This window comes from Snuella sedimenti (assembly GCF_016428595.1).
Classification (GTDB): domain Bacteria; phylum Bacteroidota; class Bacteroidia; order Flavobacteriales; family Flavobacteriaceae; genus Snuella; species Snuella sedimenti.
This window is the reverse complement of record NZ_JAELVQ010000008.1, coordinates 86,830-100,046: the sequence shown is the minus strand read 5'-3', so window position 1 is coordinate 100,046 and position 13,217 is coordinate 86,830. Positions and strand designations below refer to the sequence as shown.

Below are 13,217 nucleotides of genomic sequence, written 5' to 3'. Positions count from 1 at the left end.
AGAAAATGAAAAAGTATTTAATTTTATTCTCGTTAGCTTTTATAGCCTTAATTGGTTGTAGTGAAGATTTTTTAAACGAGAGAGGATCCTTAACAGACCTTAACTCAGATTTAGTATTTCAAGACGAAGCACTTACTTTAGCCGTTTTATATAGGGCTTACGATTTTTTACCACAGGGCTATGGCGATGTTTCTCCTGGTTATGGCTGGCGTTTTATGTTGGCTTCTATTACCGATGAGGCCAGATCGAAAAGTGGATGGATAGAGTCTAACAAAGTTATAGCAAAAGGACTTATAACGCCCGATAGAAACCCCTTGAATAACTGGGGGCATCTTTACAAAGGTGTAAGAAGAGCAAACAATATCATAGAGGGTATGGCCGAAGCTCCTTTACGGCAAGAGTTTAGAGAAAGGGTTAACGCAGAAGCCAGATATTTAAGAGCTTGGTTTTATTTTGATTTAGCCAGACGCTATGGCGGTGTGCCTTTAATTTTAAAGGCTCAAACAGGAAATGACGATTTGTTGCTGTCCAGAACACCTAGGGCAGAGATATATAAGTTTATAGATGAAGAGTTGGATGCAATAGCAACCATACTGCCAACACATGCCGATGTTGATGCCGCAGGCGAAAGAGGAAGAGTAAACAGGGAAACTGTGTGGGCCTTGAGTAGCCGTATGAACCTATACGCTAAAAACTATGCTAAGGCAGCCGAATCGGCAAAAAAAGTAATGGATGCTGGTTTTAATTTGCAACAGGGAGATTACGATCTATTGTTCCAATCTTATGGAGGTAATCCTGAAGTTATTTTTGAAGTAGAAAATAAAATCCCTCAAAAAGGGCATAATTTCGACTTATTAAATTTACCTTTTAGCCTAAGAGCAGATTGGGGATCACAAACCAACCCAACACAAGAAATGGTAGATGCCTACGAAATGGCGGCCACCGGGTTACCTATAACAGACCCAGCATCTGGTTACGATCCAAACAACCCTTATGAGGGGAGGGACAAAAGGTTTTATGCTACTATTGCATACCATGGTTCGTTCTTAAAAGGAAAAACTTTAGACTTGTTGTACCCTGGAGGTGAAGATGCACCATTAAAAACGGGGTTGCATACCCAATCTGGGTATTACCTTAAAAAGTTTATTGATGAAAGTGCAACCGATATTGATGGGAAGACCTATTTACAAAGTAGAACAAGTTGGAAGGAATTTAGATTGGGTGAGATTTTATTGAATTATGCCGAAGCTCAAAATGAAGCTGTTGGACCAGATGCATCAGTTTACGATGCTATTGATCAGCTTAGAAATAGAGCAGGATTACCTGGCTTACCATCAGGGTTGTCACAAAGCGATATGAGAGATCGTATTCGTCATGAGAGACGCATAGAGCTGGCTTTTGAAAATCATAGGTATTTCGACATGATTAGATGGGGCATAGCAAAAGATGTTATGGATGGCAATAAGTTTCATGGTATGTTAGTGAAGGATGTTAACGAAGATGGAATACTTGAATACGAAATTTTTCAAATTAATAGACCGCAACACGTGTTCCAAGATAAAAACTATTTATTGCCTATTCCACAAGACGAAATAACTAAGAATCCAAATTTAAAGCCTCAAAATCCTGGTTTTTAACCATTGTTTTGTTTAGATAACTTAGTATAGTTTTTGAGTTGTTTTAACTTGATTTTTCATGACACCTTGAGTTTAATAAATGCTCAAGGTGTTTTTAATCTCAATTCCAATGTCTGGTTTGTTCTATTACGTTGTGTCTTATTACAGGATACAGTTTGGGTGAAATTTCTCCTTAGAAAATGTAAAAAACATATTATTATATTCTTGAAGTACAAGCCTAATATTTTAAATAATGGAAGAGGGTTTAAAAACTTAGTTAATAAGGTTTCTTATAGAACTACAGCCAAATAATTTGGTTAAAATGACTTGATATATTAGGAGAAGACCAGAATACACCCTTCAAAAGACCTTGTATACCTCTTAGTTTAGGAAGGAGCTTTGGTAATTTTGGTCAGAGCTTTTATGCATGCTTAAACTATTAAAAATTTAACAACAAATAATGTGATGAAGTATAATACCACACGCTGTCTAATCAAAAACGATAACTATTTTAAGAACCTTCTTTTTGGGTTTCTTTTAGTGTGCTTGTTTGGTTGTAATAATTCTGAAAAAAAGGGAATCGCAACAGTAGTTCCTAAAAATAAAGCCGGATTAATTTTAAATACAGGAATTAAGACTTGTGAATCACAGTTGGAAATTGCGGTGCCTAAATTAACCGACCTTACCAAACATCCAAGGCTTATAGCAACCAATGAAACCGAATGGAAAGAAGTACCCAATGACCGCTTGGTATGGACATCTGGTTTTTATCCAGGTATTTTATGGTACATGTACGATCTTACCCAAAATAAAAAATGGGAAGCCGAAGCTATAAAGCGTACAGAGGTTTTTGAAGATTTTAAAACCATCACAGAGCATCATGATATTGGATTTATGATGTTTCCTGCTTACGGTAATGGTTATATTATAGGGAAAAAGGAAGCATATAAAGATATACTATTAACATCGGCCGCTTCATTGGCAAGTCGTTTTAATCCTAATGTGGGCACTATTAAGTCTTGGTCAAATAAAATGCACCCAAGGTGGCAACAGCATATTACCATAATAGATAATATGCTTAACTTAGAGTTGTTGTTTTGGGCTGCTAAAAATGGAGGCGATCAAGAATTTTATAATATAGCGGTAAAGCATGCCGAAACTACTATGAAAAATCATTTTAGGGACGATTATACGTCTTGGCATGTTTTGGAGTACGATTCCATAACAGGTGATGTGATTAATAAACATACAAAACAAGGTTATGCAGATAATAGTAGGTGGTCTAGGGGACAAGCCTGGGGAATTTATGGTTATACCTTGGTGTATAGGGAAACGAAGGATACGAAGTTTTTGGATTTTGCAAAAAAAATAACGGATAAGTACCTGTCTTTGTTACCCGAAGATTATGTGCCTTGTTGGGATTTCGACGTTCAAGACGACCCCAAGGAGGAAAAAGATGCCTCGGCAGCAGCAGTTGTAGCCTCTGCTTTGTTGGAGCTAAGTACCTATATGGATAACCAAACCGATAAAGAGCGTTACTACAATGCTGCTATAAAAATGTTGGAGTCTTTAAATTCTGAAGCCTATACGGGAGTTGGTAAGGCAGATTCGTTTTTATTGCATTCAACAGGAGCAAAATCCTTAGGGCATGAAATTGACGTGGCATTGATTTACGCAGACTATTATTATATTGAAGCATTATCGAGATTAAAGCAAATCATGGCAAACAATTTAGCAGATGAATAATATTAAGGTTTTATATTGCTTATGTATAGTTGTTGCTTTTGTTTCATGCCAATCAACATCCAAAGAAATCAAAAGTAAGCAACCTAATCTCCTGTTTATCTTTCCAGATCAGTTAAGGAATGCAGGAATTGGTATTAATAATCAAGATCCGGTTTATACACCAAATATGGATCAATTAGCAAGGGAAGGTATGATTTTATCTAATGCTGTTAGTAATTATCCCTTGTGTAGCCCTTATCGTGGGATGCTAATGACAGGTAAATTACCTTATAATAACTCAGTATTAAGCAATAGTAATTCTAATAGATATAAGTTTAATAACTCTTGGCAAAAGGAGGATGTTAGTTTTTCCGATGTTTTGGTTAAGAACGGATACGATGCTGGTTATGTGGGAAAGTTACACCTAACATCGCCCTCACCAATACCTGGTAAGGATTCGGTACTTTGGGATGCTTATACACCGAAGGAGTTTCGACATGGTTTTAACTTTTGGTACTCCTATGGGACATTCGACCAACATAACACGCCGCATTATTGGATTAATGATGCCAAAGAAAATGAAGTAACTTATATTGAAGAATGGTCGGCAAAACACGAGGCCGATGTTATAATCGATTATATAAAGAATCCTTCAGAAAAGACTAGAAGTAAAGATAAGCCATTTGCCCTTTTTTGGTCTGTAAACCCACCACACCCACCATACCAATATGTGCCGGAAAAATATGCAGCTTCTTATAAAGACAAAACTTTGGAAGCATTATTGGTAAGGGATAACGTCGATTTGGAAACAAAAGCCGAAGCGCTTGCTTTTCATAATGGGGCAACTCGAAATCGTACCCATTTGGCCAAAGAACACGTCATGAATTATTTTGCCATGATCACTGGAGTAGATGAGCAAATAGGTCGTGTTTTAAAGGCTTTAAAAGAACAGGGCTTAGATGAAAACACGATTGTTGTAATAACTTCAGATCATGGAGAAATGATGGGTAGCCATGGTTTGATGTCAAAAAATATTTGGTACGATGAAGCCATGAATGTACCCTTTATAGTGAGATGGCCAAAAAAAATAAGGGGAGGACAAAAAAGTGACCTACTTTTAAGTGTACCCGATGTCATGCCCACCTTATTGAATATGATGGGTACAACAGAAGGGATTCCAACAGATTTAGATGGAAATGATTTATCATCTGTGATACTTGAAGGCAAAGGAGAAAAGCCCGAAGCAGCATTGTATTACTATATAAAAGAAGGGCGTCCAGAATCGGGGCATCGGGGCATAAAAACCCTTACCCATACCTATGTTATAACCATTGATGATAACAACCAAATACGTAAGCTTCTCTATAACAATGTAGAAGATCCTTATCAGCAAACCAATATTATAGGAGAGGCTTTGGACATGGAAGAGGCATTACATGCAAAGCTTATTAAGTTGCTAACAGAAAAGCAGGACCCTTGGCTCACATATTTTACAGGGTTACAAGAGAAAGAGTAATTACGTATTGGCGATTACAGTATGAGAGTAAAGAATAATAGATGTTTTATTAAAGCCTTTTGCTACGGTTTTTGTGTTTTGCTTATCCTTTTTAGTTGTCAGTCAAAAGCAGATAATGAAGCAATCTTTAAAAGCCATTTTAAGAGTAATGATGGAAACGTTACTTCGATAGGGGCTCAATATTGGTCAAATTCTTTGCAAGATTGGTACATATCGGATAATCGGTTGGAATGTTTAGTAAGTGATGATTACAGAAATATTTATTTGTTATCAAGAAGATTAAACAAGCAGGAAGGCTATTTGGAAATGAAAGTACGCCTAGGCTTTTTTAATAAAGACGTTTCCTATCTTAATAATAATTGGGCTGGTTTTAGTATTGGTTCAAAACGGAAGCTTAATGATGATAACGATAATACTACTTTGAGTGATGGTATTAATTTGGGAGTGTGTACTAATGGAACTTTATTCATAGGAGAACCAAGTCCGAATCATAAAAATCAAGATGTTTTGCAAGTATTGGATAAAGGGGTGGATTTAAAAGTTAATATAAGCTTTGTTGAAGGTAGTTATATTATAGATCTCTCCCTAAGCAATATAGAAACAGGTAAAATATTGGCTAACATTTCTAAGAAGAATGTTTCCCAAAAATTATTATCGGAGGGAAGTTTGGTTTTAGTAAGCAATTTTGAAAACACAGAAAGAAATAAGGTAAACCGAACCAAGAGCGTTTGGTTTAAAGATTGGGAAATAAAAGGCACCAAACTTACTAGGGTAGAAAAATAGTTGTCTTTAATGCCAATTTGGTATTGGTCTTTTGACTTTTATTAATATAAAGAATTTCTCGAGGCGCTGCGTCGGGGTTTCCGTTGAAATTATCATTCCCGTGAAATCGAAGATTGATGAATACAAAAATTTGAAAATATGTATATATGAATAAAATGGGAGATGTGAAAATATAAAATAATGAATATTCATTTCCCTTTTTTAGAACAGCTATTCGACTATATTTAAGAATTTAAAATATGAGAAAATTATCGATTTATTTGGATACAGAGCAAGCCTCCTTGGTTAATATTAAAAGTGGGATGGTAATGTTAGTTTTCTTGGTTGTTTTTACAATGCAAGCCCAGAAAACGGTAAAGCCGGCAGTAGAGTCATTCGAATCTGAAACAGTGTTGGAGAACTACGATAAAGCTGAAGCTAGCCATTTGTCTATAAGTGATGCCCATCAAAGGTTTGGAAAAACATCGTTGCAATGGGATTGGAATGGAGACAGCTTTTTTGGAACATCAAATTTTAAAATTTTATCACGTCCAGAAAGTCCTTTGTCATACGGAGACCACTTTCCGGCAAGTCCAACGCTCCACATGTCTATATATAGTGAGATGCCGCAGGAAGGAAAAATAACAATCTCTTTTGAAAAAGAAGGCAGTCAACAAGTGTGGTTTGATATAGATCTTTCATTTAAGGGGTGGCGGCGTATATGGGTACCGTTTTATGAAATGAAAGGCAATGCACCCCAAAAAGGAGAGGCTGTAGATTATGATTATTTTAGAATTACAACATCAGCTTCCAGTGGAAAATTATTTTTCGATGATATAATTTTTTCGCAATTTCAAGACGATAGACATCAATATCCGGATCTTATAGTGCCATTCATTAAGGAAGGGCAACAACCGGAAAAGGATCATTGGATGCCAATGATTCAACATTACGACAGGATTCAAAATTTAAAGCCAGAGCCAATTTCTATGGCAATTAGAATGGACTTAAAAAAGTTTGAAAAACTGATAGATGATGACCTTACGATCGATAAAAAGTATAAAGTATATATAAATACGTTAAGGGAACTATTTCAAAACCTTAAGATAAAAGATCAAGGAACTTCCGTTACCGGACCACCACTAACATTTCAATTAAAACAGGAATACATAGATAAAAAGCAACAAGGAACGAAGTTTAATAAAGTTCAAGATCTTGGAAAGGTATTAAAAAAACTGGCTAATTTTCACGATAGGGCCAACCCTGAAGAAAAAAAGGAAATTGAAACAATGTTTTTAACAGGGACTAGGTATTATTTAGATCAAGGTTGGCAGGCGGGAACTTCCGGAGGGACTAGGCATCATATAGGATATAGTGTTAGGGACATTACCGAAGCCTTCTTTACGATGCGACAGTTGCTATTTAAGGAAGGTTTGCTAAACGATGTAGGAGCAAGTCTACATTGGTTGTTTAACCTAGGAATGGTGCTAGGAGATGAAAAAGAATTTCATGTAAATATTGATTACTTAAACACACAATCCTACTACCACTTAATGTTGATTTTTTTGTTTGATAGTCAAGAAAAACAAGCCGCATTACTAAAAGCCTATTCCAACTATATATCGGTTGTTTTAGCGCAACAAAATGAAGAATGGGGATTTAAAGTAGATGGGACGTCTTGGCATCACAACGGGCATTATCCAGCCTATGGCATAGGTGCTTTCCGATCGGTTCCTAAAATTATTAGAACGCTATCGGGAACCAGATTTCGTATCAAAACAGAAGGGCACAGAAATTTTAAAAATGCATTTTTAAAGACACGTGTGTATTGTCAATTGTACAATTGGGGATTTGGTAATGCGGGCAGACATCCTTTGGAAAATAACGGTATAAAGGACTTAAAGGAGCAATATTTGTTAATGGCTCATTCAGGAAACCCTAAAGGGACTTCAAAAATTGATAAAGAGGTTGCAGCTGCCTATTTAAGGCTTTGGGGAAAGGACGATATGCTTAACAGTGCACTTTTCACCAACGTTAATGGTATACAAAAAGAGCGCTTGTCTGGATATTATACATTACCCTATGCGGCAACGTCTATACACAGGAGGTCTAATTGGGCAGCTATTATTAAAGGCTATAGCAAGTATGTTTGGGCATCCGAAATTTATGTGGATGAGAACAGGTATGGCAGGTATCCGGCAAACGGAACCATACAATTATTAAACAGTAAAGGAGAAGAAGGAAGTGGTTTTCGCCAGGAGGGATGGGATTGGAATCGCTATCCGGGAGGAACTATTATTTACTTACCCTTTGAACAATTGGAAACCGAAATGCCTCTTATCATGTTTAGGTCTGATGAGACTTTTGCCGGAGCTGTCGAACTGGATGAGAATGGTGTTTTTGGAATGATCCTTAACGAAGGAAAAGGATCGAATGCAGATGGACCAGAAACTAAAGTTGGTTTTCCAGGAAAATTAAAGGCAAAGAAATCGGTGTTCTCTTATGGAAGTAAATTAATTTGTATTGGAACGGATATTTCTAGTATTGATACCGAGAACCCTACGCAAACAACTTTATTTCAATCGTTTTTAGAAAATACGAAAGCGCCTGTCTATACATCATCAGGAACGATTACAAAGTTTCCTTATAAAACAGAATTAATACCAAATGTTAAATCAGGACAGTGGCTAATAGATCCATATAGAAATGGGTATTTTGTCTTGTCCAATACCCTAGTACAAATTAAAAAAGAGGAGCAGTATTCCTATCATAATAAATACTCTCTCCGTACGGGAAAAATGAATCCTAAGGGCAAAGGCGTTAAAGGGACAAAAGGAGACTATGCAGCTGCCTGGATAGATCATGGTAAGTCGCCGCAACAGGCAAATTACCAATATGTTATTTATCCGAGTTTGAACGAAGATGATTTGAAACACTTTGGGAAAACAGCGTTAAATGATAATTCATATACTATTTTAAGAGCAGATAGTATAGCTCATATTGTCTTGGATAATGAAACAAATACTACAGGATATGTGGTCTTTGAAGCAAATAAAAGTTTGCAAAATGATTTGTTAAAAGAAGTATCGGAGCCTTCTTTGGTTATGATCCGTAGGGGTACCTCGGATAATTTAACCATCAGCGCAGTACAGCCCGATTTGAATTTCCCAGTTAACGAAAAAGGTAAGTATAAAAATTATAGCACACCTGTACTGCTTACCATAACATTGGAAGGCAAATGGAATGCGATTGACAAGGAGGCAACAATGGTTATAGATAATTCTGGTGATAGTACACGCATTACTTTAGAGTGTGTAAACGGTTTTTCTAAAAAATTAAAGTTGGAGAAGCTATAGTTATGGGGCAGAGTCAAATAATTTCATTTTTTCTTTTTGCTATTGGTTTAATTTCATGTAAGCAAAGTGAAATCTACAATTTTGGACTTTGCGAGATTTCCTGTTCTTAATGGTTTATTAGGAAAAAGTATTAAACCACTCATTGATGGTAAAAATGACTCTGAGCATAATTTTAAATAATAGATTTTAAGCGTAATAATAGAAACTCAAGTTTATAATAAAATCACGAATATTTTATGAAATTAAAAGCAATTTACCTCATCACCCTTTCTTTATGTTGTCTAAACACATCTTTAGCCCAGACTATTTTACCAACACCAATGGGGATAAAGCCCTTGGGTTCAAGATTTGAATTTAAAGCTTCCCTGAAGTTGGCATATGATGGCAATTGTTTACAATCTGCCTTATGGTTGGAGGAAAAGTTAGGTAAATATGTTCACATAGAAAAAGAGCAATCAAATATAGGAGACATCGTATTGAAGTGTAAAGGAGACATAGAGCGTTTTGGGGAAGAAGGCTATGGGCTACAAGTGGATAAAGCTGGTATAAGCATATCTTCTAGTACTGATGCTGGAATCTTTTACGGGATACAAAGCTTCTTCCAATTATTGCCAGTGGAAGTGCAGACCGGAAAAGCCTTTAACTTAAAAGACTTTACAATTGATGGAACTGAAATTATCGACCAGCCAAAATACAGTTGGAGAAGCTTTATGATCGATTCGGGCAGGCAATACCAAACACCGCAGTTCATCAAGCGTTATTTAGATTATATGGCCATGATGAAGATAAACGTGTTCCATTGGCATCTTACAGAGGGTCAAGGATGGCGTATTGAAATCAAAAAATACCCAAAACTTGCTGAAGTAGGATCGAAAGTGGCAACAGGCAAAGAGCAACAAGGTTATTATACCCAAGACGAGATACGCGATATTGTTGCCTATGCCAAAAAACTACATATCATGGTCGTTCCCGAAATAGATGTGCCTGGCCATTCTGAAGCGGCTTTGATAGCCTATCCAGAAATGACATGCTTTGGCAAAGCTCCGGAAACCGTTATGGGCTTTTCTCCAAATTTATTCTGTGGAGGAAAAGAAAGCACTTATGCCTTTATTGAAGATATACTCGATGAGGTTAGCGAATTATTCCCCTCTAAATACATCCACCTAGGTGGTGACGAAGCCCCAAAAGCAAATTGGGACAAATGTCCAAACTGTTTAAAAAAGATAGAAGAAGAACATTTAAACGATTCACACGATCTTCAGCTTTATTTTTCATCCCGTTTGGCTAATTATATGAAAACAAAAGGGAAAAAAGTTATTTTTTGGGGTGATGTGGTTTATAATGAAGGCACTATACTACCTGATAATGTAGTTATTCAATGGTGGAATTCCAGAGGGCATGGAGACTTAGCTTTAAAGAATGCTATTAAAAGAGGGCATCCCGTAATTTGTAACACCAATCAGTATACCTACCTTAATTTTCCCTTGGTGCCTTGGTCTAGATATAAAGAGAATAGAACATTCGATATAAAAAAGACCTATGAAGATAACACTAGCGATTTAGAAAACCCAGATGAATTGGTATTAGGTATGGGCGCTTGCATTTGGACAGATTGGTATGTCTTGGAACATATGATAGATCAACGTGTGTTTCCTCGATTATTTTCATTGGCAGAGCAAATGTGGCATAAAGGAGCAAGGTTGGATTTTGAAACATTTTATGGTAAAGTCAAACAAAAATATCCGTTGTTAACAGCATTGGGTATAGATTATGGACCAGCACTATTAGAAGAAGTACCTGAGGGTTATAAATGGGATTAATCTTTTATATAGCTGCAATTATCACATAAAATAATATATTAAAAACGATAAAAATGATTAGAAGTTACTCAATAGTACTCCCTTTTTTAATATTAACGGTTATAGGATGTAAAAATACATCCTCCGAAAAAGAGAAACTTTCAAAAGCACTAAAGAAGCCTAATATTGTCATGATTTATGCCGACGATCTTGGTTATGGAGATGTAAGTGCCTATGGTGCAACAGCCATTCAAACCCCGGCAATCGATGCGCTTGCTAAAGAAGGTATTACCTTTAGCAATGCCTATGCCACGGCGGCAACTTGTACGCCATCACGATATTCTTTATTAACGGGTGTTTATGCATGGAGACAAAAAGGCAACAGCATTGCGTCTGGTGATCAACCGCTTTTATTTGATACATCAAAACCTACGTTAGCTTCCATATTGCAGTCTGTAGGTTATAAAACAGGCGTTGTAGGGAAATGGCATTTGGGCCTAGGAGGTAAGGAAGGTCCCGATTGGAATGGTGATATTAAACCAGGACCACTAGAGATAGGTTTTGATTATTCGTTCCTCATTCCAGCAACGGGTGATAGGGTGCCCTGTGTTTATGTAGAAAACCACAATATTGTAAATCTGGACCCTTCCGACCCTATTCAAGTAAACTACAAAGAAAAGATAGGAAACTGGCCAACAGGTTCTGAAAACCCTGAATTATTAAAAGTAAAACCGTCACAAGGCCATGCTAATACTATTGTAAATGGCATTAGTCGTATAGGGTTTATGGAAGGTGGAAAAGCGGCACTTTGGGACGATGAGACCATAGCCCAGGAATTAGTGAAAAAATCGGTTGATTTTATAAATACCAACAAAGAGGCGCCTTTCTTTCTTTTCCTTTCAACACATGACATACATGTACCGCGAGTAGCAAATGCTATGTTCCAAGGGAAAAGTGGCATGGGGCCAAGAGGCGATGTTATTTTACAATTAGATTGGACCGTAAAGCAAATTGTTTCCCAATTAAAATCACAAAACCTATTGGGAAAAACTGTTATCATTTTTTCGAGTGATAATGGTCCAGTAGTGGATGATGGTTATCATGACCAAGCGCGTGAACTTCTTGGAGGGCATAAACCAGCTGGAAATTTACGAGGTGGTAAATACAGTGCTCTTGAAGGTGGTTCCAAAATACCGTTGATCGTTAAATGGCCAGATGGAAAAGCAAAAGGAATGGTTTCCAAAGCCATGTTTAGTCAAATCGATTTTTTTAAATCGCTGGGCAAACTTGCAGGTGTAGATATTTCGGGGTATAAGAATATAGATAGTCAAGATCAGTTGGCTACTTTAAGGGGAGATGATAAGAAAGGTAGAGAAACCTTGATTCAAGAAAGTTTTGCAGGGCCATTGTCTTACATAAAAGGACATTGGAAATATATTGAACCCTTGGAGGGGCCTAAGCTGGTTCCCTGGGGACCAATTATTGAAACTGGCTTTGAAGTTGCTCCGCAGTTGTACAATTTGGAGGAGGATCCTGAAGAGCAAAATAATATCGCAAAAGATTACCCCGAAAAAACAGAAGCATTGCGGGCGGCATTAATGGAGGCTAGAAAAGGTTTAAGTTTTACTATGTTTAAACCTAAAGTTGAATAACAATAAGTTTTTTGTTAAATCATGAAAGGAGAGATAAAGATTAAATTAAATTTCAGAAAAATGCTTCTTAAAATAAAGTTTTGTTTAGTACTAACTTTCTTTATCACATTTTCTTTAGTATTAAATTATGGCTATGCACAAGAGCGCATAACGTATGAAAATGTTTTACAGGAAGATAATTGGATTATAGAGCAACAACCCGGAGGGAAAGTAATCTTCAATGGTGATTTTATGGAAATTATCGATGCCAAGGGATGTACTGTATGGTTTAAAAACAAATTAGAAACCAGTATTAAAATTACTTATGATGTTACCGTTATTGACAATGGAGGCCCATGTGATAGGGTGTCAGATTTGAATTGCTTTTGGATGGCTAACGACCCTAAGCATCCGGACAATTTTTTTAAAGAATCAAAACAGCGTGCAGGTCATTTTCCTAATTATCATCATTTGAAGTTATACTATGTTGGATATGGTGGACATAATAACAGCAAAACAAGGTTTAGAAGGTATAATGGGAATGTAAATCGACCCTTATTGTCCGAACATGATTTGTCCGATAAAAAATATATGATCACGGCCAATAAAAAAATGCATATCGAAATTTTAATTGATGGTTACCATACAATCTACAAAAGGGATGGTACAATTATTTTTGAAATAAATGACCCAAACCCCTATTTAAAGGGGTATTTTGGATTCAGAACGGTTAACAATCATATGAAAATAGAGAATTTCAGGGTATCTCAATTATAAATTACTTGGGCTCGACCTTAAATCAGAAAATTGAA

Annotated in this window: 8 protein-coding genes; all 8 read left to right on the top strand. The window is 36.5% G+C overall.

Annotated features, from left to right (window positions below; translation table 11 throughout):
* Positions 1-5 precede the first annotated feature (5 nt).
* A complete protein-coding gene (locus tag JF259_RS08210) occupies positions 6-1,637 on the top strand; it encodes a RagB/SusD family nutrient uptake outer membrane protein (RefSeq protein ID WP_199114834.1) in 1,632 nt (543 codons plus the stop codon).
* Positions 1,638-2,081: 444 nt separating this feature from the next.
* Positions 2,082-3,362, top strand: a complete 1,281-nt coding sequence (locus JF259_RS08205; protein WP_199114833.1) for a glycoside hydrolase family protein — start codon at positions 2,082-2,084, stop codon at positions 3,360-3,362.
* Positions 3,355-4,857, top strand: a complete 1,503-nt coding sequence (locus JF259_RS08200; protein WP_199114832.1) for a sulfatase family protein — start codon at positions 3,355-3,357, stop codon at positions 4,855-4,857. Before JF259_RS08205 ends, JF259_RS08200 begins: the two co-directional genes overlap by 8 nt.
* A gap of 21 nt (positions 4,858-4,878) precedes the next feature.
* Positions 4,879-5,640 carry a hypothetical protein gene (locus JF259_RS08195; protein WP_199114831.1) on the top strand — a complete coding sequence of 254 codons (762 nt, stop codon included), beginning with the start codon at positions 4,879-4,881 and terminating at the stop codon, positions 5,638-5,640.
* A gap of 239 nt (positions 5,641-5,879) precedes the next feature.
* Positions 5,880-8,975 carry a chondroitinase family polysaccharide lyase gene (locus tag JF259_RS08190; protein ID WP_199114830.1) on the top strand — a complete coding sequence of 1,032 codons (3,096 nt, stop codon included), beginning with the start codon at positions 5,880-5,882 and terminating at the stop codon, positions 8,973-8,975.
* 236 nt (positions 8,976-9,211) lie between these two features.
* Positions 9,212-10,795 carry a beta-N-acetylhexosaminidase gene (locus tag JF259_RS08185; protein ID WP_199114829.1) on the top strand — a complete coding sequence of 528 codons (1,584 nt, stop codon included), beginning with the start codon at positions 9,212-9,214 and terminating at the stop codon, positions 10,793-10,795.
* A 53-nt stretch (positions 10,796-10,848) separates the two neighbouring features.
* Complete coding sequence (locus tag JF259_RS08180; RefSeq protein WP_199114828.1) at positions 10,849-12,426, top strand: sulfatase family protein; 1,578 nt, start codon at positions 10,849-10,851, stop codon at positions 12,424-12,426.
* Positions 12,427-12,486: 60 nt separating this feature from the next.
* Positions 12,487-13,182, top strand: coding sequence for a DUF6250 domain-containing protein (locus tag JF259_RS08175; RefSeq protein ID WP_199114827.1), 696 nt, complete (start codon positions 12,487-12,489; stop codon positions 13,180-13,182).
* Positions 13,183-13,217: the final 35 nt, after the last annotated feature.

Bases quoted from the DNA above. Each gene is read 5' to 3' on its own strand.
- JF259_RS08210 (WP_199114834.1), top strand. From the start codon at position 6: ATGAAAAAGTATTTAATTTTATTCTCGTTAGCTTTTATAGCCTTAATT.
- JF259_RS08205 (WP_199114833.1), top strand. From the start codon at position 2,082: ATGAAGTATAATACCACACGCTGTCTAATCAAAAACGATAACTATTTT.
- JF259_RS08200 (WP_199114832.1), top strand. From the start codon at position 3,355: ATGAATAATATTAAGGTTTTATATTGCTTATGTATAGTTGTTGCTTTT.
- JF259_RS08195 (WP_199114831.1), top strand. From the start codon at position 4,879: ATGAGAGTAAAGAATAATAGATGTTTTATTAAAGCCTTTTGCTACGGT.
- JF259_RS08190 (WP_199114830.1), top strand. From the start codon at position 5,880: ATGAGAAAATTATCGATTTATTTGGATACAGAGCAAGCCTCCTTGGTT.
- JF259_RS08185 (WP_199114829.1), top strand. From the start codon at position 9,212: ATGAAATTAAAAGCAATTTACCTCATCACCCTTTCTTTATGTTGTCTA.
- JF259_RS08180 (WP_199114828.1), top strand. From the start codon at position 10,849: ATGATTAGAAGTTACTCAATAGTACTCCCTTTTTTAATATTAACGGTT.
- JF259_RS08175 (WP_199114827.1), top strand. From the start codon at position 12,487: ATGCTTCTTAAAATAAAGTTTTGTTTAGTACTAACTTTCTTTATCACA.